This window comes from Ochrobactrum sp. SSR (genome assembly GCF_030067775.1).
GTDB lineage: Bacteria > Pseudomonadota > Alphaproteobacteria > Rhizobiales > Rhizobiaceae > Brucella > Brucella teleogrylli.
Genome location: NZ_CP125970.1, coordinates 724721 through 747718 on the forward strand (window position 1 = coordinate 724721; position 22998 = coordinate 747718).

The following is a 22998-nucleotide window of genomic DNA, read 5'->3' on the forward strand; positions in this document are numbered from 1 at the left end:
CAGTTTCACGAGGCTTCGAGTCTGGAAGGGGTGGTCCCGGCTCAAGGAGGTAGGAAATGAACGATATTACGAGAACTGCACTTGTTTATGGCATGATGATCATTTCGCTGAACACGGCGCTTGCGGTCGGTCTTCTGGGACTGGATTTTCTGCGCTGAGTTGACCGCCCGATGAGGCTGGTCCAGTGCTTGCGATGTTCATAGATCGAATTTGATTTTGCCCTCCAGGCAAATTATGAAAAAAGAGCGCTTCCGATTGGTCGGAAGCGCTCTTTTCGTTTTGGCTTTGAACGGCGAGCCAGAATGGGGAAGCGGTTTAGATACCGATTTCCCGTATCTGGCGAATGTTGTTCTACAGAATCCGTGCCTGGCTCGTCGGATCGAAGAACACCGACTTGTCGAGATTGAAGGCGAGCCGCGATGCTTGCCCGGCAACGATGCGCGCATCGGCGCGCAGCCGGGCGACCACATGCTTGCCGCCAAGACGGGTTACCGCGAACGTGTCCGACCCTGCCGGTTCGACCACGTCAATCAGGCAGTCGCCTTCCACGACAGCGCCCGCATTGCGATCCGCGCCGTCGGGATCAGTCAAGGCTTCCGGACGAATGCCGAAGACAACCTGTTTGCCCACGTAATCGCCAAGCGCTTGCGGCGCGTTCTTCAGCGGCAGCGTCAAAGCCTGCCCATCCCCGCGATCAAGCGAGATTGCATAATCCGTGCCGTTCTTCTCCACTGCAACGGACAGCAGGTTCATCGCCGGTGAACCCATGAAATCCGCCACGAACATGTTGGACGGATTGTTATAAATCTCCGCAGGCGTGCCGAACTGCTGCAAGACGCCGTCTTTCAGCACCGCGATTTTGGTTGCCAGCGTCATGGCTTCGATCTGGTCATGCGTGACATAGACAATGGTGGTTTTCATGCGGTTGTGCAGCCGCTTGATTTCGGTGCGCATATCCACACGCAGCTTCGCATCGAGGTTCGACAGCGGTTCATCGAACAGGAAGACCTGCGGATTGCGCACCAATGCGCGGCCCATGGCGACGCGCTGGCGCTGACCACCGGAAAGCTGGCTCGGCTTGCGGTCGAGCAGATGCCCGATCTGCAACATGTCGGCCACTTCCTGAATGGCCTTGTCGCGCTCGGGCTTCGGAACTTTGCGGATTTCCATGCCGAAAGCGATGTTTCCGGCAACCGTCATGTTCGGATAAAGCGCATAGGACTGGAAGACCATGGCGATATCGCGCTGAGATGGATGCAGGCCGGCAACCGATTTGCCGTTGATGGCAATGTCGCCGGAGGTGATCGGCTCAAGACCGGCAATCGTGTTGAGCAGTGTGGACTTGCCGCAACCCGACGGGCCAACGAGAACCAGAAAGCCGCCTTCTTCAATCTCGATATTGATGTTTTTCAGGATCGAGACGGTGCCATAGGATTTGTAGAGATCGGTAATTTTCAGAAATGACATATTGAACTTATCCCTTGACGGCACCGGACATCAGACCGCGCACGAAGTAGCGGCCAGATACGATATAGACGATCAGCGTCGGCAGAGCCGCCAGAATGGCGCCCGCGAAATGGACGTTATATTCCTTGACGCCTGTGGAAGACGAAACGAGGTTGTTGAGCGCAACCGTCATCGGCGTGGAGTGCGCGCCGGAGAAGGACGCGCCGAACAGGAAGTCGTTCCAGATATTGGTGAACTGCCAGATCACCGACACCACGATGATCGGCCCCGACGACGGCAGCAAAATGCGCCAGAAAATCTGGAAAAAGCTTGCGCCATCAATCTGCGCGGCACGCACCAGCTCGGTCGGGAACGCTTCGTAATAGTTGCGGAAATAGAGGGTCGTGAAGCCGAGACCATAGATGACGTGCACCATGATGAGGCCCCATATCGTTCCGGCAATGCCGAAAAGCCCGAGCACACGCGCCATGGGGATGAGCACGATCTGGAACGGAATGAAGCATGACAAAAGCAGCAGTCCGAAGAAGATGTTCGAGCCGCGAAAGCGCCATTTAGTCAGCACGTAACCATTCAACGCGCCGATGATCGTGGAGATTGCCACGGCAGGCACGACCATCAAAATGGAATTGATGAAGAACGGCTTCAGTCCGGTAGGCTGCACACCGATCTGCGCCGTGGACCAGGCCGAAAGCCAGGGCTCGATGGTCCATTGCTGCGGCAAGTTCAACATGCCGCCCTGACGGATTTCTTCCAGCGGCTTGAACGAGTTGACCAGCATCACATAGAGCGGCAACAGATAATAAAAGGCGAAGAGCAGCAGCGCGGTGTAGATCAGCGCTCGCGTCAGCTTTCCGCTGTTGATGGCGTTATCTTGCGACTGGGCGTTCATGACCGCGACCCTCCGCGAATTTCCGAATAGAGATAGGGAATGATGATAGAGAAGATCATCGCCAGCATGATAATCGCTGACGAAGCACCAATGCCCATCTGGTTACGGGTGAACGTATAGGAATACATGAATGTCGCCGGAAGTTCGGTCGCCTGCCCCGGCCCGCCGCCGGTCAGCGCGATCACCAGATCGTAGGCCTTGATCGCCAGATGCGCCAGCACGACAAAGGCCGACAGAAATACCGGGCGCATCAGCGGAATAATGATGCGGCGATAGATCGTGGCGGTCGAAGCGCCGTCGATCTGGGCCGCTTTGATGATTTCATTATCAACGCCGCGTAGGCCGGCAAGAAACATCGCCATCACGAAACCCGACGATTGCCACACGGCGGCGATCACCAGACAGTAGATCGCCATGGTGTTGCTCTTGATCCAGCCGAAGGAAAAACTTTCCCAACCCCACAGATGCATGGTGTTTTCAAGCCCGATGCCCGGATCGAGAAACCACTTCCATGCCGTGCCGGTCACGATGAAGGAAAGGGCCATCGGGTAGAGATAGATCGGACGCAAAAAGCCTTCGCCGCGGATCTTCTGGTCGAGCAGAATGGCCAGAAACAGGCCGATCACCGAGCAGATGATGATATAGAGCGACGCGAAAATCGCCAGATTGGTGATCGCCCGCCACCAATGCGGCAGCGCCCAGAGTTTCTCATAATTGGACAATCCCACGAAGCCGTAGGATGGCAGCATGCGGCTGTTGGTCAGCGAAAGCACGCCGGTATAGATGATAAACCCGTAGACGAAGACGAGGACGATCAGGAAACTCGGAGCCAAGACCAGCTTGGGGATGATTTCCTGCAATCGGCTGTTACGCTGCATATTTGCGCCACCCAGTTTGCGCCGCTCCTGATGCCCCATGAAGGCGTATTGGAGACGATCGTTTCAGCGGCATTTATGCAAGACCGGATCGCGACCCGGCTGCAAAATGCGTTGGTCCGAGATGCCTTCACCGGTTCAGATGGAACCATGCAAGACAACATCATGCAATGCTTGATTAGTTACGATATTGCTGCGCCGGTCGGAGAATCCGGGCCGGATAAAAAACGTCCGGGAGGTTTAAACTTCCCGGACGCCTATTCAGCGCATCACTTCGCTGCAGCGACAGCCGAGACGAGTTCCTTGACAGCATCTTCCGAAGAGAGCTGTCCGTTGAACTCGCGGGTCACCACGTCGTAGATCGCGTTCTTGACGGCTGCCGGATTGGCATAGCCATGCGCCATGGAACCCAGCATCGTGCCCTTGCCATCGGCTTCCTTCAGGTCGGCGATAGCCTTCTGGCCGCAAGCATCGAAGTCGGTGTTCGGCACGTCGGTGCGTGCAGGCGCCGAGCCCTTGACCACGTTGAAGGCCGACTGGAAGGTCGGGCTTTCAACAGCCGATGCCATTTCCATCTGCGCCGGGATCTTGTCGTCGGAAACCTTGAACATCGCGAACATGTCGGAGTTGAAGGTCACCGCGCCCTGCGTGCCCGGATAGCGCATGCAGACGAAATCCGTGCCCGGCTTCTTGCCGGCCTTCACGAATTCGCCCTTGGCCCAGTCGCCCATGAACTGCAGACCGGCCTTGCCTTCGATGACCATGGCCGAAGCCAGGTTCCAGTCGCGACCGGAGAAGTTGTCATCGACATAGCTGCGCAGCTTGGTCATACGGTCAAAAGCCTGCTTCATCGTATCACTGCCCAGCGTTTCCGGGTCGAGATCGATGAAGGCCTTCTTGTAGAAATCGGTGCCGAACGAAAGCACGACAGCGTCGAAGATCGTCGCATCCTGCCAAGGCTGGCCACCGTGGGCGATTGGCGTGATGCCCTGCTCCTTGAACTTGTCGAGAAGCGCAATCAACTCATCCCAGTTTGCCGGTTCCTTGCCGCCTGCCTTGTCGAGCGCGGCCTTGTTGATCCACATCCAGTTGGTGGTGTGGACATTCACAGGCGCGGCGATCCAGTGATCTTCATACTTGGCGAATGCCTGCAACGGAGCCGGAATGACCTTGTCCCAGCCTTCCTTGTTGGCAACTTCATCGAGATTGCCAAGAGCGCCCTGCTCGGCCCAGTCGCGAATGTCGAAACCGAGCATCTGCACGGCGGTCGGTGCGTTGCCAGCGGTAACGCGGGCGCGCAGAACGGTCATGGCTTCGGTGCCGCCACCGCCTGCAACCGGCATGTCAGTCCAGCTGATGCCCTTCTTTTCGAGGTCCTTCTTGAGAACATCGAGCGCGGCAGCTTCACCGCCAGCGGTCCACCAGTGCAGAACCTCAACATTCTGCTTGGCATCCTGTGCATTTGCGACAGGCGCCATTCCGGCGAGCAAAGCGCAGGCAGCGGTGCCCATAGCGGCGAGTTTCAGAAGTTTATGCATGTCTACCTCCCGTAGAAACAAACGAAACTTATATTTCCTTCGTCCTGTCCGCGCCTTCAGGCGCAAACTGAAACCGGTCGCTCCATACAACCGGCTCCTCCTCATTCACTGCCGCAACCCGACACAGGGAGATGATCCCCGCCGGATACCCCGGCCAAACGACACGACGTGCTGCGATGTCCTCCATACCATCTTTACGCCGCCTCACCCCAATTGACAACGTTGTCTTTTATGGATGAACCGCATCCAACCGACAAGATGTAATGCTTAGGATAGGCTGAAACCCCTGATGGGTGTCAATACGGCAGATATGATAAATAGTGAAAAATTTAATCGATTAAAATTTGCTGCCCTTTTCTGCGGGCAATTTCGCATGAGAAATGAGGCATTTAGGCTTTTTTGGGGAGCTGTTGCGGCTAGCGCCTAAACGTTTGAATTTCCGTAGACCAAAAATGACGCTGCACGCTCTTTAATGGGATAAAAATCCTGTGAACCGACTGGACAAGATCGCAGCCGCCACTTAATTTAAGGGTGCTCTCGCAATAGTGCGTGGGCTTGTTCTCGGGGCGGGGTGAGATTCCCCACCGGCGGTATGGAAAGCGATTTCTAAGCCCGCGAGCGCCTGAAAGAAGGAAGCTGATTCGCTTCTTCTGTCAGGGTCAGCAGATCCGGTGAGATGCCGGAGCCGACGGTATAGTCCGGATGAAAGAGAGCAAAAGAGCGTGACGAATTGCGTCTCCCGACGCGAGCAATGCGTTCCTTTGTGCGCCCTGATTCTAGTTTCTTGAGGAACCTATGAACCAGAGCTATCCGAACAAGACTTCCTTCAAAGTTGCATTCATTCAGGCCCGCTGGCACGCCGACATTGTCGACGAAGCCCGCAAGAGCTTTATCGCGGAACTCGCCGCCCAAACCGGCACCAATGTCGAAGTGGACGTCTTCGATGTTCCCGGCGCTTACGAAATTCCGCTTCATGCCAAGACGCTTGCCAAGACCGGCCAGTATGCAGCCATCGTCGGCTCCGCATTCGTCATCGATGGCGGCATCTATCGCCATGATTTCGTGGCCACTGCCGTCATCAACGGCATGATGCAGGTGCAGCTGGAAACCGAAGTGCCGGTGCTGAGCGTCGTTCTGACCCCGCATCATTTCCATGACAGCAAGGAGCATCACGACTTCTTCTTCAACCATTTCAAGGTGAAGGGTGTCGAAGCCGCTCACGCGGCCTTGCAGATCGTCGGCGAACACAGCCGTATCGCCGCATTGGTTTGATCGCTCACAGGAACGGCCCCGCCATGCGGGGCCGTATCTCAGTCGACCACAATACGCTCGCCATGGGTGTAGATATCGAATTCTTCGCCGCGCACGATGGCGACCAGAGTGAGATTGGCCTCCTGTGCCGTGCGAATGGCGAGTGCCGTGGGCGCTGAAATAGCCGCAAGAACCGGCGCGCCAAGCTTCACTGCCTTTTGCACCATTTCAACGGATACCCGGCTCGTGATCACGGTTATGCCGCATCCGGTTGCGAACTCGCTACGCGCCAGAGCGCCAACGAGCTTGTCCAGCGCATTATGCCGGCCAACATCCTCACGCGCAGCAATCAATCCCTGCTGCGGTGTGTAGAAACCAGCTGCGTGAACCGAATGGGTGATCGCATTCAATTGTTGTTCACGCCCGAGTGCCGCCATCGCGATGGCAATGGTGCTCGCCGAAAAACGGTAGCCGTCCACCGCGAGCGGCTTCACCGGGCGCAAGGCCTGTTCGATGGAATCGATGCCGCATAGTCCGCAGCCAACCGGGCCAGCCATGAAACGGCGACGCGCCGCCAGCCGCTGTTCCGGCAATTCAGCAAGGCGCATCTGCACATCCACGCCTTCCGCGAATGCGACAAGCTCGATGCTTTCAATCTGGCCGGCATCGTCGATAATACCTTCGGTCAGACTGAACCCGACCGCGAAATCCTCCAGATCGGATGGGGTCGCCATCATGACAGCCTGTGTGGAGCCGTTGTAGCTCATCGCGACCGGCACTTCCTCGGGCACGGCGCGGTGCCCTTCCTGGAAGCCCGAAACGCGATGTGCGAGGCGCACCACATCCTGACTGATCTTGGGTATTGTCATTTCTCTTGCCTGCTGTTTGCGCATCCCGACACATTGCTACAGTTTGCTGTAGCATCATATCGGGTTTTATGTATGGTGCCAGCGAACAGGCATGCAGCACAAGTATTTCGGCCATCGCCCGAATATATTGTGTATGAAAGGCAGCGCCGATAGCGAGGATAAAATGGATATTCGCCAGATCGACGATAATTACTCAGTCTCGGGCCAGATTTCGCCCGATGACGTACGCGACATTGCGGCAGAAGGCTTTCAGACGATCATCTGCAACCGTCCCGATGGCGAAGGCGGCCCGGAACAGCCGGATTTTGCAGAAATTGCGCGTGTTGCAGAGAAAGCTGGCCTCGCCACCTATTACATTCCGGTGGTTGGCGGCCAGCTGACGCAGGATGATGTCCATGCCATGGCGGCGGCGCTTGACGAGGCAGAAGGGCCGTTCTTCGCCTATTGCCGCTCCGGCGCCCGTTCTACGAATATTTACGGGATCGTGCAGAGCCAAAAGCGCGGATAAAGAACGAGCGCAGGCTATAAGGGCGGTGTTGCCGCAAGGGCATTGTTTCGGTTCTTGCAAACATAAGGCTCACCGTCCCGAAAGCCGCGTGCGACGACCGAAGACACCCTGCGGGTTCTGCGCGCAATACTGGCGATAATAGGAAAGACCGGCGCGAACCACCGTTGCGGCAACGCCACCGGCGACGAGCATCCAGCCGATTGCCTGTACCCAGTTGAAGCTGTCCAGCCCGCCGCTCAGCGCGACGACCACGACACCAGCCCACAAAAGGGCAGCCGTGCGGCGCCAGAAAACCGGATTGAGTTCATCGAAGACCGCCTTCCACAGAGAGTGGACAAGGCAGGCGAAGAAAAGAGCCGCGGCCAGCCCGATGTTGAGCAATTCGACCGGGAGCCATTGCTGCGAAGTAAGCATTGTATCTATCATCCAACTTAAGCCGCGATACGTCAGGTCAAAAGCCGCCACATGGCTTTTCCTTCCGGATCGAAGGTATTGTTTACTTTCCTTTACACCGTGCTTTCCAAAACGATGTCGTTTCTTGCCCGATGCTTCAGCCCCATTGAGCTGTCAATTTGTGGCTTCAACGTGTTAGAAGCACGGAAAGCTCCTTGTAATAAATTCACATATTATTGCGATCACGCGAAATATCGTGTTGAAAACATTATACTATCCCCGCTCCCCTCCGATACGGGTGCTGTGGCAACCCCTTTGATAGTCTTGGATTATTTGTCTTGGCGCTACCGACGCGCAGGCCGCCGGACGCGCCCTGAAAGCACATCGCGCGACTGTCATGTAACAGCCTTGTAACAATTTGGCAGAGTATAGAGAGCCCGGGAGCCGCTTCCGAAGCTCCACTTTATTCGCCGCAGCAAGCAAGGCGGAACGTTTTATTTGTCCACAAATTTCTTGTAGGGAACAATTTCTGACGGGTCGGCCATGCCTGGCGCCTGTGCGGGGCGCCCGAACAGGAAACCCTGCACCTGTGCGCAGCCCTCTTCGATCACCATGCGGTGCTGATGAAAATTTTCGATACCTTCCGCTACGACGGGCAGATCGAGACTGCGCCCAAGCCCGACAATTGCCCGCACAATCGCGTGGGAACTGACATCGGTTTCCATCGTATTGATGAAGCTGCGGTCGATCTTGATCTTGTCGAATGGGAAGCTCTGGAGGTTGTTCAGCGAGGAATAGCCGGTGCCGAAATCGTCCATCACGATGCGCACGCCCAGTTTCTTGATCCGGCGCAGCAGTTCCAGCGTGGTGGGCCTGTCCTTGATGAGTGCCGCTTCCGTAACTTCAAGTTCCAGCCGATAGGCCTCAAGTCCGGTTTCATCCAGAATGGCGGCGACTGTCTCAGGCAGATTGGTCAGGCGAAACTGGATCGGAGACACATTGACGGCGACCGTCAGGTGCCGGTCCCAGCTTGCTGCCGTCCGGCATGCTTCCCGCAGCACCCATTCGCCAAGGGCGATAATGACACCGGTTTCCTCGGCAATCGGAATGAACACTTCCGGCGGAATGGTTCCGCGCTCCGGATGCGTCCAGCGCAACAGCGCTTCGTAGCCCTTGCAGGAACCGTCGGCGGTTCCGATCAGCGGCTGGTAGGCGATTGTTATCTGACCGCGCGACATGGCCTGCCGCAGATCGGCTTCCAGCTGCCGCCGCTCGGTAATCTCGCGATCCATTTCCGGCGAATAGAACGCAACCATGCCCTTGCCGCTAGTCTTTGCGCGGTAAAGCGCGACGTCGGCAGCGTGGCGGAGCGTTTCGGCATCACGGCCATCGGTCGGATAGATCGCAACACCGATACTGACGCCCACCGCCGTCTGATCGGCGATCATATTCATTTCCTTTTTAAATTCGTCCAGTATCCGCTCGGCAAGCTTGCGCGCGCCTGAAGGCTGCGGCACGCCGACCTGCAGGATCACGAACTCGTCGCCGCCAATGCGCGCCGCCGTATCGACGCCGCTAATCGTGCGCCGCAGAATATTGGCAACGGTTTTCAACACCCGGTCGCCCTGCGCATGACCGAAAATATCGTTCACCGCCTTGAACCGGTCGAGATCGAGCGCGAAGACGGCGCAACGCTGCTGCGAGCGTCCGCCTACGGCATTGGACAGGCGCTGTTCGAAAAAGGCGCGATTGGGAAGATCGGTCAGCGCATCATGGTTCGCCATATGCTCGATCTGACGCTGCGCGGCGTGCTTTTCCGTCAGGTCTCGCACGGCGAGCACTTCACAGGCCTTGCCCTGATATTCAATCGTGTGGACGGCGAGTTCGAAAATCCGCTCGTCATTTTCCTGCCGGGGAGTCGCCTCGACCGCAGCCGTGCGCGGCGCGGCGGCGGGCAGACCATCTGCCGTCAGCAGCAAATCCTCTGGCGAACGCCCGATCAGCGCCTTTTCAGTGCTGTTCATCAAACGCGAAAAGCGCGCATTCACTTCGACGATCCGGTCGTCGCGGATGACGGCAAGCCCGTCCAGCGTCGCATTGGCAAAGCCCTTCAAATCCGTCATGTAACGGTCGATGAATACGGCAGCGACAGTCATGAACGCGATGAAGCAAGAGACCGTCGCCACAGCGCCGACGATCCACATGCGGCCCGTACCCAGCGGATCAGCCGCAGGCAGGCTTGGATCGGGTATCAAAGTGCTGGACGACATGGTGGTGAAATGCAGGACGCAGATCGAGCCGACGCCGAGAACCGTGGCAAGGGAAATGCGCATCCAACGGCCTGAGAGACGCATCACCTCGAAAGCGCCAGCCAGCAACAGGGTGGAGACAACCGCGCCGACGATGATAGGCACTGCATCAAACTGGACTGTCGCAGCAGCCCGGATTGCGGCCATGCCGGTGAAATGCATTGCGGCGATCACCAGCGCGCCACAAAATCCTGCAAACAGGTTTGCCTTGACGCTGTCGAAATTGAGCAAGCGAAGTATGACCCAGAAACCGGCAATGGCAATCACAGCTGAAAGCGTCGTGATGATGAGGTCAAACTCGATCGCCACCGTGCCCTGATAGGCGAGCATCGCAACGAAATGCGTTGCCCAGACGCTCAAGCCGCCTGCAAAGGCAGCGGTTGCGAGCCAGCTGTCACGGCGATGATCGGCGCATTCGCCCGCTCTCGCCAGCAGAAGAAAAAACGCAAAGACACCTATGAAGGAAATGAGGGCGGCCAGGATGACGATAGATCTGTCGTGCTGTACGGATATGCATTCGATAACTTTGAACACGTCACGCCCCCGCTCTCATTCGCGCAAGGCCGCGTCGGCCCTGACCGAAGCATATTGGTAGTTTTATTATATAACAGGATTTTCTTTAGCCTACACTACTTAAGCAATCATAAATTCGAGCATAAAAGCCAAGCGATACCAGGGTATAAGGTCTATACTTAAGACACTTACTATATTAGACAATTTTAATATTGACGCGCGGAATCGACAGTCCTACGGCCTACCCGCGCAAGCAGGATAACCGGCACAATACCGATCACCACAATGGCAAGTGCGGCAATCGACGCTTCTTCATATGTACCGCGGGCGGCTTCGCCGTAAAGATGCGTCGCGAAAGTTTCCATATTGAGCGGGCGGAGAAGCAAAGTCGCGGGCAGCTCCTTCACACAGTCCACGAAAACCAGCAATCCGGCTGCAACAATTGCCGTTCTGGAGAGCGGCAGATGCACGGAGCGGAATGTCGCCGTCACGCTTCGTCCAAGCGTGCGCGATGCATGATCGAGCGACAGCGGAATGCGCTCCAGCCCGGCATCGATGCCGCCAGCGGCGATGGCCATAAACCGCACCCCATAGGCATAAACCACAGCGGCACCCGAACCGATCAGGATCAGACCGGCGGGAACGCCGAGAAGATACCCGGCCAGTTGGTTGAACACATGATCGAAGCTGCCCGAAACGACGAGAATACCAATGGCAATCACCGTACCGGGGGCGGCATAGCCCATGGTCGACAGGCGATAGAACCAGCGGGAGGAAGCGCCTGGAAACAGACGCACCGCATAAGCAACCGCCATGCCACAGACCAGCACAATCGCTGTCGCAATCGAGGCCAGCAGCAGCGTGTTGACCGCCTCCCCGGCAAGACGCGGCGATATGCCTGCGAAGCGGGCGCGCTTGATTGCTTCGATAAGCAGATAGAGCGCCGGTCCGACAAAGCCGATGACCACCGGCAAAGACCCGATAGCAAACAGCCCCAGCCCTCTGGCTGCTGAAACCTTCGATGGTTCAAAACCGCGCGAATGGCGGATGTTGGAAGCAAAGCGCTGTTTGCGCCGCGCCCAACGCTCCAGCGACACCAGCGCCACCACGATCAGCAGCAAAGCCAGCGCCAGCTGTGCCGCGCCCGGCAGATCGGATCGCGTGATCCATGTCGTGTAGATCGATACGGTCAGCGTGCGAACGCCGAGAAACTCAGCCGCGCCCACATCGTTCAGCGTTTCCATCAAGGCGAGGCTGACACCAACGGCAACAGCGGGACGCGCCAGCGGCAACGCCACCCGCCAGAAAATGCCGCGGCGACTGACGCCAAGGGTTCGTGCGGCATCCATGAGGCTCGCCGACTGCGTCAGAAACATCGCCCGGGTCGGGATATAAACATAAGGATAGAGCACGAAGCCCAGCAGCAGAATGCAGCCGGTCATCGAGCGAATATCCGGCAAGCGGAACTGGCGCGGGCTATCAAAGCCCAAAATATAGCGAATTGCGCCCTGCACCGGCCCTATCGGATGAAGAATGTCCAGATAGGTATAGGCGACGATATAGGTCGGCACCGCCAGCGGCAGCAGCAGCGCCCATTCCAGAATACCGCGCCCGCGAAAATCATAGGCTGTCACCAGCCACGCCATCGACGTCCCGACGAGCGCGGCAATGAAGCCGACGCCAAGCAGAAGAATGATCGTATCGGCAAAGGCTGTCGGCAACAATGTCGCGAACAGATGCTGCCACAGGCCTGCCGAACCCTGCAAAGCTTCGCGAGCGAGCGCCAGAACCGGCAGGAAAACAAGAAGCGCAATCACCGCTGAAGCCCAAAGCCAGACGCGCCCCGCCCTTGCAGGCCGGAAAAGCGAACGTCGTGCTGTGGCGGGCATAGGTGTCATTGTGCTCGTTATACTGAAACGCCGGCGCATGAAGCACCGGCGCTTTGTTCATACTGTCATTCTGGTTTTAGTTGTCGAAACCAACCTTATCAACCAGTTCGCTGGCTTCCTTGCGATGGCTGACGATTTGGGTCAGCGGAACCTTGTCGATATTCAATTCGCCAAACGACTTTACAATCGCATCGACCGGAGCGCCCGGCTTCACCGGATATTCGTAATTGGCCTCGGCATAAATCTTCTGCGCTTCGTCGGAAACCAGATATTCGAGAAGCTTGACAGCCTCTTCCTTATGCGGGGCATTCTTGGCCACGGCTGCGCCGCTGATATTGACCTGCGTGCCGCCATCCTTGAAAGTCGGGAGGATGACCTTGATGCCCTCGCCCCAGCCCTTCTGCTCATCGCCGCCCTTACCCGAACGCATCAGGCCGACATAATAGGAATTGGCAACGGCGATATCGCAAATTCCGCCGACAATATCCTTGGCGCCATCGCGGTCACCACCGGCAGCCTTGCGGGCCAGATTGGCCTTCAGGCCGGTCAGCCAGGCTTCGGTCTTTTCAGCGCCGTAATGGGCGATGTAATCGGCGAAAAGCGCGGTGTTGTAAGGATGCTGACCGGAGCGGATGCAGATCTTGCCCTTCCACTTCGGATCGGACAGGTCTTCATAATTGATGGCGTCGAGTTCCAGATCCTTCGACGTATAAACCACGCGGGCGCGCAGCGACAGGGCATACCAGTTGCCCTTGGCGTCACGAAGCTGCTCCGGCACGGCTTCGTTCAGGGTCTTGGATTCGACCGGCTGGGTCAGCCCCTTTTCTGCGAGATCAACGAGATTGCCCGCATCGACCGTCATCAGAATATCGGCAGGAGAGCTTGCGCCTTCCGATGCGACGCGCTCGGCCAGACCATCCTTCAAGAACACGGTGTTGACCGTGATGCCCGTCGAAGCCTTGAATGCGTCCAGCAGAGGCTGAATGAGGCCCGGTTCGCGCGTCGTGTAGATATTCACCTCATTGGCGGAAGCAGTTCCAGATAGAAAAGTCGCTGCAACGAGAGCAAGGCTGGCACGCGCGAAAATAGGCATTTTACCTCCGTTTGGAATGGTTCCAAATAAAATGATGAGTTATGCAATCAACTTATATGAGCAGTTTCTGGCCCGGTCAATCGCCCTGCCACGCAAATGCGAACCAATTGGAATCAGCTGTGGAAGATCAAGGCCTTGTCGCGGTCGAAACGAACAAACACGTGATTGACCGTATTCGGCACATGGACCGGCGTGCGCAGGCGTAAACGCAGCGGCGCGGCGTCGGCATGGAGCACCAGTTCCTCCGTTTCACCCAGAAAGGTGCGCATCTCGATCAGGCAGCGCAGATCGGTGGGATCAGCCTCATCATCCGCGACGATATGCAGATCGGCAGGACGCAGATAGACGGACACGTCTTTCACGGATTGCAGCGCTTGCGGCGCTTTGAAATTGCCGTAAACAGTTTCCACCGCATTGCTCTGCACCACACCCGGAATGACGTTGAAATCGCAAAAGAAGTCTGCGGCATAGCGGCTTTCAGGACGATCATGAAGATCACGCGCGGTGCCGCTTTGAACGATCTCGCCCGAACGCATCAGCACAACGCGGTCTCCGGTCGAAAGCGCTTCTTCCGCCTCATGCGTCACGATAATTGCCGTGGTGCCAAGCGCCCGCAACAGGCCGACCGTCTCGCGGCGCACCTTTGCCCGCAGGCCCCGGTCGAGATTGGAAAACGGCTCGTCCATCAACAAAAGATGCGGCTTTGGCGCCAGCGCGCGGATCAGCGCCACGCGCTGCTGCTCGCCGCCCGACAACATGTGCGGATAGCGGTCGGCCATATGCGACAGGCCCACAAGTTCAAGCAGTTCGCGCACGCGGCCCTCAGCCAAATCGCGGCGCATCTTGCGCAGACCGAACATGACATTGTCGCGAACGCTCAGATGCGGAAACAGCGCATAATCCTGAAAGACCACGCCGATATTGCGCTTATCGGGTTCGACGAATGTGGTTGGAGAGGCGAGCACATTGCCGCCCATGGTCAGCAAGCCGCCATCGGGCGCGTCGATACCGGCGATAATGCGCAGCATGGAGGTCTTGCCGCAGCCGGAATGGCCCACGAGACAGATGATTTCACCGGCCTGCACGTCAAGCGACACATTGTTGAGCGCAAGGACAGGGCCAAACTGGCGGGTAACGCTGGAAAGCGTCAGAGCCGGACCGGATGCACTGGCCTCTTCCTGCAATTGCTCAACCTGATTTCGCACGTCCATGCCTGACCGGAATCCCCTTGTCCATTCCCTCGCTATAAAGCGTGTTTAGCGGCTTCGCCACCAAAACAGGACAGAATTCCTCAAGAACCGGATAGCGGCCCCATCTTTTTTCGGATTTCGATATTGCTTTGGGTATCAACTTGGTTGATTGCAAGCAAAAAGCGGAGCATGTTCCGCAAGCTTTCCGCATGCCTTATCATACCTTAGGAGAATGACCATGGGGCCCGTCACGGACAAGGTCGCGACAGCCGAACGCCTGCCGCAAGAAACGAAAATCGCCATTATCGGCGGCGGCGTCATCGGTGTTTCCACCGCCCTGTTTCTGGCCGAACGCGGCATCCCGGTCGCCCTGTTCGAAAAGGGTGAAATCGCAGGCGAACAGTCCAGCCGCAACTGGGGCTGGTGCCGCCGCACGGGCCGCGATACCCGTGAAATGCCGCTGATCGTCGAAAGCATGCGGCTTTGGGACGGAATGAACGAGCGCACGGGCCGCGAAACCGGCTTCCGTGTGACCGGCATTGCCTATGCGGCTGAAAAAGCCGAACAGATGGCGCTCTATGAACAATGGATTGCCGCTGCCCGCGAGCATGGCATTGAAACCGACATTCTGAACAGCCAGCAGGCCGAAGCGCTGGCTCCGGGCCTGACCCGTCGCCTTGCTGGCGGCATGATCACGCCGCTTGACGGTCGCGCAGAGCCGCAAAAGGCTGTGCCAGCCTTTGCCGCCAAGGCGCAGGAAGACGGTGCCGTCATCATGCAGAATTGCGCGGTACGCGGCATCGAAACGACCAATGGCCGCGTGACTGCCGTTCTGACGGAAAAGGGCCGCGTGCGTTGTGAGGCGGTCGTTGTGGCTGGTGGCGCATGGTCGCGCCTGATCATTTCGGAATTCAATGCCCGCCTGCCGCAGCTCAAAGTTCGCTCGTCGGTTTTCCGCACCACACCGATTGATGCCGGTGTGGAACCTGCCATTGCCTATTCGGATTTCGCGCTGCGCAAGCGGATGGACGGCGGCTATACGGTCGCGAGCCTCGGTGGCTCGATTGCCGATATCGTTCCCGACAGCTTCCGCTATCTGAAAGATTTTATCCCTTCGCTATCGAGTGGAGAGTGGTTCAATGTGCGCTTCCGTTTCGGAAAGCGCTTCTTCGAGGAAGCCTTCCAGTGGAAGCTGCGCCCCGCCGATCAGGTCTCGGTCTTCGAGAGAATCCGCACGCTCGACCCCGAACCGCACCGGGCCGCCAATGCAGCAATTCTGTCGAAGCTGAAACAGGCGATCCCCGCCTTTGCTTCCGTCTCGATTGCACAGGAATGGGCGGGCTTGATCGACACCATGCCGGATATCATTCCGACCATTTCCCCGATTCCGGGCGTTGAGGGCCTTATCGTTGCGACCGGCTTCTCCGGCCACGGCTTCGGCATCGGCCCCGGCGCTGGCCGTCTGGTTGCGGATATGGTGAGCGGTGAAACGCCTGTGGTCGATCCATCGCCGTTCCATATTTCCCGCTTTTCCGATGGGTCAAAACTGCGCATCGAAACCTGGGGCTAAGCCCAATATGCTTTCCCCGGAGCTGACAGCTCCGGGGAATTCGGCGCGAGTTATTCAATCACGCCGCAGGCGAAGCGCGCGCCGCCACCGCCAAGCGGCTTCGGTTTATCCGCATAATTATCGCCGCCAACATGGACCATCAGTGCGCGACCTTTGATTTCATCCAGCGATTTGAGACGCGGCGAAACCACGCTACCCGTAACCTTGCCGTCCGCGTCGGCCTTCAACAGCGGCAGGTCGCCCATATGGCCCTCGCCCTCAGGCCCCATGTGATGCTTGGTATGGCCGGGGTCATAATGGCCGCCAGCCGCCTCTGCGGGAGCGGTCTTGCCGTCCTTTTCCGCCGGTGCGCAGCTTCCCTTTTCATGGACATGGAAACCATGTTCCCCCGCTGCTATGCCCTGCAAATTGGGTGTAAACTGCAGGCCATCAGCGGTTTGCGAAATCGTAATCGTGCCGAGTTCCTTGCCCTGCCCTGTTGGTAGCGCCTCGAACATTTTCACGCTGACGTCGTCCGCAAAGGCGGGCACAGTCGCAAGCGCCAGTAACGAACCTAAAATCAAGCTGCGCATCGTCTCCTCCATCCTCAAATTCGTTTCGGGATAAAAACTAACGTATGGATCGACAAATTGTTCGGTTTATAAAGTTTGCAAAAGATTGCGCGGCAGTGTTCCGCCGCGCAATCAAATATCCGATCAGACAGTTACAAACTGCCCCATCATGCCGACATCTTCATGCTCCAGCACATGACAATGGAACATGAATGAATGACTGCGCACCGCTTCACGATCGAAGTGCACCAGAAGCTCTGCCTTGCCATCAATCAGCGCTGTGTCCTTCCAACCCGACTGATGGGCGGGCGGAGCCTTGCCGTTCAACGTCAGAATACGGAAAGAGGCACCGTGGATATGGAACGGATGCGCCATTTCCTTCGTGGTCAGTTCCCATATTTCCCATGAGCCCAGCCTGGCCTCCACATCGATACGCTTCATGTCGAAAGGTTCGCCCGCAATCGCCATGCGCACACCGGACGTCATCGCATCCAGCGCCGGACCGGCCTCAGCGGATGAACGGCTACCATGCATCATGTCGTGGTCCATCTCCCCGCCCTGCATGGCGCCCATATCCATCGGGCCCATCCTGTGGCCAGCATGGGGGTCTGCGGCAGGCTTTTGCATCATCAGCTTCATATTTTCAGCCATGCGCTCATCAAAGAAGAATGAACGCCTGCGCACCGATTTGTCGGGGTCTGGCGCTTCCGGTGCTTCAAGACTCGCCGGAATGTCCTTGACCCCTCCCTTAAGCGCGCTATCGACGCTGAACCGCATCAGCATCTGGCCGTCGCCGCAGCTGTCATCGCTTGCGGTCAGAAGTTCGACGCTTTCGCCTCCCGTCGAAAAATCGACGAGCGCCTCATAGCGTTCACCGGGGCTGATCGTCAGCCGTTCGACGGCTTCCGGCTTGCCGGTAAAGCCGCCATCGGAAGCAAACACATACAGCGGACGATTATCGCTGAAACGCAGATAGAAGTTGCGCGCATTGGCACCGTTGAGAATGCGCAGGCGCACCACTGCCGCGGGCACCTTCGCTTCCGGCGAGATGACGCCATTGACGATCAGCCGGTTCCCGCGAAAACCGTGCATCAGATCCATGATGTCAGGCTGATAGACCTTGTCGCCTTCGATGACACGGCGGTCCTGAAGTACCAGCGGAATATCGTCCACACCATAGGTTTCCGGCAGGCCTCGCTCGGCATCCTTGCCGTCGCTGACGATCATCAACCCGGCAATGCCCATATGCGCCTGACGGGCGGTGCCGCCGTGCAGATGCGGGTGAAACCAGTTGAACGAAGCCGGTTGGTTGACCGACACTTTCGGTTCCCAACGCCCTCCCGCTGGAACAAGATTGTGCGGCCCACCGTCAAGGTTCGACGGAACGAACAGCCCGTGCCAATGCAGGGTCGTCTCCTCGTCCATATCGTTTTCGACGGCAAGCGTTACGTTTTCGCCATTCTTGAGCCGGACGACGGGGCCGAGATAGGTTCCGTTGATACCGGCAGAAGCCGCATCGCTGCCCGGCGCGAAGGAATGACGACCCTTGCCGATCTTGAGCCGGACGACGCCGGAAGCATCGGGTTCCAGCAAAGGCGGAACGGGCAGGCTCTGCGCCTTGCCCGATGGGGCCATTTCCATGGCGCCGTGGCCCATATTCTGATGCGCATCCTGCGCAAAGCCGGTCAAAGGGCGAACAGCGGCGAAGCTTGCCGCGCCCGCGCCAAGCGCGAGCAGGCGGCGGCGAGTTAATCCACGCATAGTGAAGTCTCCAAATAGAATTCCAGACAATAATCCTGTCGCCGCCGATCGATCGACAGCGTTTTGAGCGATTAAAGCGGAAGTGTTATTGGAGGTCGCAGAAGGTCATGGCGGGCATTGCTGCTCAGTGCGGCAACGAGTGGCGGAGGACCAAAATCCTGTGACGGCGCGAATGCGCCAATATCGGCGCTCAACTGCACAATACAGCCGCAACTCATCATCACACAGGCGACCGGAGCCTTTGCTCCGTGATCCATGGGTGCCTGTTGTCCCCCATGGTGGGAGGCGGGCATCGCGCTGGCGGCGGATTGTTGTTCGCTCATACGACAGCCGACAGAAACGCCTGCCGTCGGCGTATCATGCGCCATGGCATAACAAAGCTGTGTGGAAACGAGAAACAGCACTGACAAAACCGTCAGCAACACGCGCGACGGCATATGCAGGAAGGAAAGACCCCACATATTGCGTCTGCCGCCAATGTTCTGTTTCACGAACTGCATCTCCGCATCCGAATTGATGCCCGGTTATTGATCCGACCCGAATCTAGGGACACGATGTGACAATTGAAAGGCCTATTCTTACATCCCATGATTTTGCTCGCACTTTCACTTTTCTTTCGAAAACAAGAGTTGCGCGTTCATAAAATTACGCAAAACCCCTTTTCTGCTTGCGATTCCGTATCACACGGTTTTAAAGAACCGCATCGAGGCTGCTCCCAATTATAACAGCCCACAAAAACGGATAAGAAAATGACTGTCGCTCAAGCGGTTGTTCCGCAGCAAAATTCCGCGCGCCGTGTTCTGGCCGCAAGCATGATCGGCACTACGATCGAATTCTTCGACTTTTACATTTATGCAACGGCAGCGGTGATTGTATTCCCGCATCTGTTCTTCCCTGCCAGCGATGGTAATTCGGCACTGCTTCAATCGCTTGCCACATTTGCTATCGCGTTCTTTGCCCGCCCGATTGGTGGCGCGCTGTTCGGTCACTTCGGTGACAGGATCGGTCGCAAGGCAACGCTCGTGGCTGCGCTCATGACCATGGGCATTTCCACAGTCGCCATCGGCTTCCTGCCGACCTATGAATCCATCGGCGTCTGGGCCGCTCTCCTGCTGGCGCTGTGCCGTCTCGGCCAGGGTCTCGGTCTCGGCGGTGAATGGGGCGGCGCAGTGCTGCTCGCCACCGAAAACGCGCCGGAAGGCAAGCGCACCTGGTACGGCATGTTCCCGCAGCTCGGCGCGCCGGTCGGTTTCATTCTGGCAACGGGCATTTTCCTGTTTCTGGCCGAAGTTCTCACCGAAGAACAGTTCTTCGCCTTTGGCTGGCGCGTTCCGTTCATCGCCAGTGCAATTCTCGTCGCGGTCGGCCTCTTCATCCGCCTGAAGATCGCTGAAACGCCGGAATTCCAGAAGGCCATCGACAAGGCCGAACGCGTTGAAGTGCCGGTTGCCACGCTGTTCAAGCAGCACAAGCTGAACCTGTTCCTCGGCACCATCGCCGCCGTTGCAACCTTCGTGCTTTTCTACCTCATGACCGTGTTTTCGCTCGGCTGGGGCACGCGTGCGCTGGGCTACAGCCGTGAAGAATTCCTTGTCCTGCAGATGATCGGCGTCGTGTTCTTCGGCCTGACCATTCCACTGTCGGCTATCCTGTCCGACCGCTACGGCATGCGCCCGGTGATGATCGTCGTCACGATTCTGATTGGTCTGTACGGCCTGATCATGGCACCGCTTTTCATGGGCGGTACGGCTGGCGTTCTGGCCTTCCTCATCATCGGTTTCGGCCTGATGGGCATGACCTATGGTCCGATCGGCGCGGCGCTGGCCGAACCGTTCCCGACCTCGGTACGCTACACCGGCGCATCGCTGACCTTCAATCTGGCCGGAATTCTCGGCGCTTCGGTCGCGCCTTATATCGCGACGTGGCTCGCCACCCATTACAGCTTCGACTATGTCGGCTATTACATGGTGGTCGCAGCCCTGATCTCGCTGGTCGGCTTTGCCTTCATCTCGTTCAATCGCGGCAAATAAAGCCAAGTTTGAAAGCCAAACAAAAGCCCGCGTGGAGCAATCCACGCGGGCTTTTTCGTTTCCGTTGCCGAAAGCCTACTCGACGTCGGCAGCTTCGAGTGCAATCGCCACCGACTGGATGATCGCGGCAAAACGCGCTGCCGTCTGGATGACTTCCGTCGTCACGTTAGCTTTGCGCAGCACATCTTCATGCGCGTCGATGCACATGCCGCAACCATTGATCGCCGAAACCGCGAGCGACCAGAGTTCGAAATCGACCTTGTCCACACCCGGATTGCCGATCACATTCATGCGCAGCTTGGCTGGCAATGTGCGGTAGTCCTTGTTCGAGGCCAGATGCACGAAGCGGTAATAGACATTGTTCATACCCATGATGGATGCAGCCGACTTTGCAGCCTGCACAACCGATGCGTCGACCTTGCCTGCGGCTTCGGCGGTTAGCGCCTTGCGCACATCCGCATTGCGCGAGGCAATGCCGCAAGCCACGAACAGACCGTATTTCTGCTGCGGGGTCAGCGTTTCGTCGCTGGCCATGGACGACAGGTTGAGGCGGACATCCTTGGCGAAATCCGGGATTTTTGACTTCAGGTCGTCAATCGACATGGAACCCTCTTATTGCTTATTGCTGGATAAAAGAAAGGCGGGCCTGAACCCGCCTTTTGATTGGTCGTGCGCGACAGCTTAAGCTGCCTTCAACGTCTCGCCACCGACTTCGCGGTTGCAAGGGCACAGTTCGTCGGTCTGCAGAGCGTCGAGAACACGCAGCGTATCCTTCGGAGCGCGGCCAACATTGAGGTTGGTTGCGTAGACGTGCTGGATCGTGTTGTCTGGATCGACAACGAAGGTGTAGCGATAGGCAACGCCATCCGGCGAACGAACACCGAGGCCGTCAACCAGCGAGCCATTGGTGTCGGCAAACGACCAGATCGGCAGCTTGTCGAGATCCTTGTGGTCGCGACGCCATGCGAGCTTCACGAATTCATTGTCGGTAGAACCGCCGAGAACCACGGCGTCGCGGTCTTCAAAATCGGAAGCCAGACGAGCGAATTCTGCAATTTCAGTCGGGCAGACGAAGGTGAAATCCTTCGGATAGAAGAAGATGACCTTCCACTTGCCTTCGAAGCTCGTTTCCGTCAGCTCTTCGAATGCCGAAACACCGTTTTCTTCATGATGGTTGAAACCGGGCTTTACACCGGTGACCTTGAAAGAGGGGAGCTTATCGCCGATACCGAGCATCTTAAAACCTGCCTGTAAATTCTATAGTTATTCAGAAAATTCAGAATTTTCTGAACTTTCTGCTTGCGAGTCATCTATAGTCGACCTACCACTATCGGTCAAAGCGATTAAAGCGATTGTTCATATCGATTATAACGATAAGCTCTTCATTTCATGCTCAATATCAGCGTTCGCCAGCTCCACTATTTTCTATCGCTTGTACAGGCAGGTTCGTTTTCGCGCGCCGCTGAAGCCGTGGGCGTCACCCAGTCCACATTGAGCGCTGCCATTCAGGCGTTGGAAGCGGAACTGGGCGTTACATTGATCGACCGGACGGGCCGGCGCATGCAACTCTTGCCCGCTGGCGAGGATTTTCTGGCCCGTGCACGTGATATCGTTGCGCGGATCGAAGAACTGCCCGAACATGCCCGGCAGGCCGAACGACCGTTGACCACGCGCCTGCGGCTTGGCGTCATTCCGTCCATCGCGCCGTTTTTCCTGCCGAAAGTCCTGCCCGCGACGGCCAAGGCGTTTCCCGAGTTGCAACTGACCGTGCGTGAAGGGCTGACCCGCAGCCTGCTGGAAAGCCTGCGCTCCGGCACGCTGGACGTCGCGCTTGTGGCCCACCCCTATGACCTCGATGAGTTCGAAATGGCAGAAATCGGGCATGATCCGTTTTTCCTGGCCGTGCGCCGCGATCATGCGCTTGCCAATCGGGATCGCGTCGATGCCGACGATCTGCTGGATGAGCCTTTCCTGCTGCTCGAAAGCGGCCATTGCCTGCGCGAACATGTGATGGCGGCCATCGGCTCCAAGCCTGCCCAAACCGGCGGCGATGTGCACGCCACCAGCATCATGACACTGGTTCAGCTCGTGCAGTTTGGCATGGGCGTCACGCTGCTGCCGGAGCTGGCTGTCAAGGCCAATGTGGCGCGCGGCACCGATCTCAGCATCGTGCCCTATGAGGGGAAGAACAATTTCCGTTCGCTGGTGCTGGCGTGGCGGGCGAATGCGGCGCGGCGCAACGAGTTCCAGCTGTTCGCCAGCCATCTGCGCGACAACTGTATGAGCGACGCAGCCTGACCTG

20 protein-coding genes and 1 riboswitch are annotated in these 22998 nt (G+C 57.6%); of the genes, 5 read left to right on the forward strand and 15 right to left on the reverse strand.

Annotation, left to right across the window (positions count from 1 at the left end):
• Positions 1–351: 351 nt before the first annotated feature.
• The 4 genes from QLQ11_RS14840 to QLQ11_RS14855 form a co-directional block, all read right to left on the reverse strand.
• Entirely contained in the window at positions 352–1467 is a 1116-nt protein-coding gene (locus QLQ11_RS14840) for an ABC transporter ATP-binding protein (RefSeq protein ID WP_121538241.1), read from the reverse strand.
• A 7-nt stretch (positions 1468–1474) separates the two neighbouring features.
• On the reverse strand, positions 1475–2356 hold the full coding sequence (locus tag QLQ11_RS14845; RefSeq protein WP_283736164.1) for a carbohydrate ABC transporter permease: 882 nt from the start codon (positions 2354–2356) through the stop codon (positions 1475–1477).
• Positions 2353–3234 carry a carbohydrate ABC transporter permease gene (locus tag QLQ11_RS14850; protein WP_109367972.1) on the reverse strand — a complete coding sequence of 294 codons (882 nt, stop codon included), beginning with the start codon at positions 3232–3234 and terminating at the stop codon, positions 2353–2355. The genes QLQ11_RS14845 and QLQ11_RS14850 overlap by 4 nt, the downstream gene beginning before the upstream one ends.
• A gap of 266 nt (positions 3235–3500) precedes the next feature.
• The gene (locus tag QLQ11_RS14855; RefSeq protein ID WP_109367219.1) at positions 3501–4769 is read right to left on the reverse strand and encodes an ABC transporter substrate-binding protein; all 1269 of its coding nucleotides are present in this window, start codon (positions 4767–4769) and stop codon (positions 3501–3503) included.
• 553 nt (positions 4770–5322) lie between these two features.
• Positions 5323–5487, forward strand: a riboswitch (FMN riboswitch).
• Between the two features lie 77 nt (positions 5488–5564).
• On the opposite strand from QLQ11_RS14855, the gene QLQ11_RS14860 reads away from it, so the two are divergent.
• A complete protein-coding gene (locus QLQ11_RS14860; RefSeq protein ID WP_109367218.1) occupies positions 5565–6041 on the forward strand; it encodes a 6,7-dimethyl-8-ribityllumazine synthase in 477 nt (158 codons plus the stop codon).
• Between the two features lie 38 nt (positions 6042–6079).
• Here the strand turns inward: QLQ11_RS14860 and fdhD are convergent, their stop codons facing one another.
• Entirely contained in the window at positions 6080–6889 is an 810-nt protein-coding gene (gene fdhD, locus QLQ11_RS14865) for a formate dehydrogenase accessory sulfurtransferase FdhD (RefSeq protein ID WP_109367217.1), read from the reverse strand.
• A gap of 163 nt (positions 6890–7052) precedes the next feature.
• Between fdhD and QLQ11_RS14870 the strand changes: the two genes are divergently transcribed.
• A complete protein-coding gene (locus QLQ11_RS14870; protein WP_109367971.1) occupies positions 7053–7397 on the forward strand; it encodes a TIGR01244 family sulfur transferase in 345 nt (114 codons plus the stop codon).
• A gap of 69 nt (positions 7398–7466) precedes the next feature.
• Here QLQ11_RS14870 and QLQ11_RS14875 read toward each other — a convergent pair whose 3' ends face one another.
• The 5 genes from QLQ11_RS14875 to QLQ11_RS14895 all read right to left on the reverse strand — a co-directional run bounded on the left by QLQ11_RS14875 (position 7467) and on the right by QLQ11_RS14895 (position 14805).
• Positions 7467–7811 carry a hypothetical protein gene (locus QLQ11_RS14875; protein ID WP_109367216.1) on the reverse strand — a complete coding sequence of 115 codons (345 nt, stop codon included), beginning with the start codon at positions 7809–7811 and terminating at the stop codon, positions 7467–7469.
• Positions 7812–8284: 473 nt separating this feature from the next.
• Complete coding sequence (locus QLQ11_RS14880; RefSeq protein WP_109367215.1) at positions 8285–10633, reverse strand: EAL domain-containing protein; 2349 nt, start codon at positions 10631–10633, stop codon at positions 8285–8287.
• Positions 10634–10818: 185 nt separating this feature from the next.
• Positions 10819–12510 (reverse strand): iron ABC transporter permease, encoded by a 1692-nt coding sequence (locus QLQ11_RS14885; RefSeq protein WP_109367214.1) that lies wholly within the window; start codon positions 12508–12510, stop codon positions 10819–10821.
• A gap of 67 nt (positions 12511–12577) precedes the next feature.
• Positions 12578–13594, reverse strand: coding sequence for a Fe(3+) ABC transporter substrate-binding protein (locus QLQ11_RS14890; protein WP_371835958.1), 1017 nt, complete (start codon positions 13592–13594; stop codon positions 12578–12580).
• A gap of 113 nt (positions 13595–13707) precedes the next feature.
• The gene (locus QLQ11_RS14895) at positions 13708–14805 is read right to left on the reverse strand and encodes an ABC transporter ATP-binding protein (protein WP_109367212.1); all 1098 of its coding nucleotides are present in this window, start codon (positions 14803–14805) and stop codon (positions 13708–13710) included.
• A gap of 217 nt (positions 14806–15022) precedes the next feature.
• On the opposite strand from QLQ11_RS14895, the gene QLQ11_RS14900 reads away from it, so the two are divergent.
• Entirely contained in the window at positions 15023–16354 is a 1332-nt protein-coding gene (locus tag QLQ11_RS14900) for an FAD-binding oxidoreductase (RefSeq protein WP_109367210.1), read from the forward strand.
• A gap of 50 nt (positions 16355–16404) precedes the next feature.
• Here QLQ11_RS14900 and sodC read toward each other — a convergent pair whose 3' ends face one another.
• From sodC to QLQ11_RS14915, 3 genes are all read right to left on the reverse strand, one after another.
• Positions 16405–16926, reverse strand: coding sequence for a superoxide dismutase family protein (gene sodC / locus QLQ11_RS14905; RefSeq protein ID WP_124915841.1), 522 nt, complete (start codon positions 16924–16926; stop codon positions 16405–16407).
• 123 nt (positions 16927–17049) lie between these two features.
• Positions 17050–18666, reverse strand: a complete 1617-nt coding sequence (cueO, locus tag QLQ11_RS14910) for a multicopper oxidase CueO (protein WP_371835959.1) — start codon at positions 18664–18666, stop codon at positions 17050–17052.
• 71 nt (positions 18667–18737) lie between these two features.
• Positions 18738–19166, reverse strand: coding sequence for a hypothetical protein (locus QLQ11_RS14915; RefSeq protein WP_109367207.1), 429 nt, complete (start codon positions 19164–19166; stop codon positions 18738–18740).
• Between the two features lie 249 nt (positions 19167–19415).
• Between QLQ11_RS14915 and QLQ11_RS14920 the strand changes: the two genes are divergently transcribed.
• A complete protein-coding gene (locus QLQ11_RS14920; protein ID WP_109367206.1) occupies positions 19416–20696 on the forward strand; it encodes an MFS transporter in 1281 nt (426 codons plus the stop codon).
• A 75-nt stretch (positions 20697–20771) separates the two neighbouring features.
• Here QLQ11_RS14920 and QLQ11_RS14925 read toward each other — a convergent pair whose 3' ends face one another.
• Positions 20772–21299 (reverse strand): carboxymuconolactone decarboxylase family protein, encoded by a 528-nt coding sequence (locus QLQ11_RS14925; protein WP_109367205.1) that lies wholly within the window; start codon positions 21297–21299, stop codon positions 20772–20774.
• A gap of 78 nt (positions 21300–21377) precedes the next feature.
• Positions 21378–21932 (reverse strand): peroxiredoxin, encoded by a 555-nt coding sequence (locus QLQ11_RS14930; RefSeq protein WP_109367204.1) that lies wholly within the window; start codon positions 21930–21932, stop codon positions 21378–21380.
• A gap of 153 nt (positions 21933–22085) precedes the next feature.
• Here QLQ11_RS14930 and QLQ11_RS14935 point away from each other — a divergent pair, with 153 nt between their 5' ends.
• On the forward strand, positions 22086–22994 hold the full coding sequence (locus QLQ11_RS14935; protein WP_109367203.1) for a hydrogen peroxide-inducible genes activator: 909 nt from the start codon (positions 22086–22088) through the stop codon (positions 22992–22994).
• The last annotated feature ends 4 nt before the right edge of the window (positions 22995–22998 follow it).

Coding starts and splice junctions, on each gene's coding strand:
- QLQ11_RS14845 (WP_283736164.1), bottom strand. CDS start 2,356: ATGAACGCCCAGTCGCAAGATAACGCCATCAACAGCGGAAAGCTGACG.
- QLQ11_RS14920 (WP_109367206.1), top strand. CDS start 19,416: ATGACTGTCGCTCAAGCGGTTGTTCCGCAGCAAAATTCCGCGCGCCGT.
- QLQ11_RS14890 (WP_371835958.1), bottom strand. CDS start 13,594: ATGCCTATTTTCGCGCGTGCCAGCCTTGCTCTCGTTGCAGCGACTTTT.
- sodC (WP_124915841.1), bottom strand. CDS start 16,926: ATGCGCAGCTTGATTTTAGGTTCGTTACTGGCGCTTGCGACTGTGCCC.
- QLQ11_RS14875 (WP_109367216.1), bottom strand. CDS start 7,811: ATGCTTACTTCGCAGCAATGGCTCCCGGTCGAATTGCTCAACATCGGG.
- QLQ11_RS14895 (WP_109367212.1), bottom strand. CDS start 14,805: ATGGACGTGCGAAATCAGGTTGAGCAATTGCAGGAAGAGGCCAGTGCA.
- QLQ11_RS14870 (WP_109367971.1), top strand. CDS start 7,053: ATGGATATTCGCCAGATCGACGATAATTACTCAGTCTCGGGCCAGATT.
- QLQ11_RS14850 (WP_109367972.1), bottom strand. CDS start 3,234: ATGCAGCGTAACAGCCGATTGCAGGAAATCATCCCCAAGCTGGTCTTG.
- fdhD (WP_109367217.1), bottom strand. CDS start 6,889: ATGACAATACCCAAGATCAGTCAGGATGTGGTGCGCCTCGCACATCGC.
- cueO (WP_371835959.1), bottom strand. CDS start 18,666: ATGCGTGGATTAACTCGCCGCCGCCTGCTCGCGCTTGGCGCGGGCGCG.
- QLQ11_RS14900 (WP_109367210.1), top strand. CDS start 15,023: ATGGGGCCCGTCACGGACAAGGTCGCGACAGCCGAACGCCTGCCGCAA.
- QLQ11_RS14860 (WP_109367218.1), top strand. CDS start 5,565: ATGAACCAGAGCTATCCGAACAAGACTTCCTTCAAAGTTGCATTCATT.
- QLQ11_RS14930 (WP_109367204.1), bottom strand. CDS start 21,932: ATGCTCGGTATCGGCGATAAGCTCCCCTCTTTCAAGGTCACCGGTGTA.
- QLQ11_RS14855 (WP_109367219.1), bottom strand. CDS start 4,769: ATGCATAAACTTCTGAAACTCGCCGCTATGGGCACCGCTGCCTGCGCT.
- QLQ11_RS14925 (WP_109367205.1), bottom strand. CDS start 21,299: ATGTCGATTGACGACCTGAAGTCAAAAATCCCGGATTTCGCCAAGGAT.
- QLQ11_RS14840 (WP_121538241.1), bottom strand. CDS start 1,467: ATGTCATTTCTGAAAATTACCGATCTCTACAAATCCTATGGCACCGTC.
- QLQ11_RS14935 (WP_109367203.1), top strand. CDS start 22,086: ATGCTCAATATCAGCGTTCGCCAGCTCCACTATTTTCTATCGCTTGTA.
- QLQ11_RS14885 (WP_109367214.1), bottom strand. CDS start 12,510: ATGACACCTATGCCCGCCACAGCACGACGTTCGCTTTTCCGGCCTGCA.
- QLQ11_RS14915 (WP_109367207.1), bottom strand. CDS start 19,166: ATGCAGTTCGTGAAACAGAACATTGGCGGCAGACGCAATATGTGGGGT.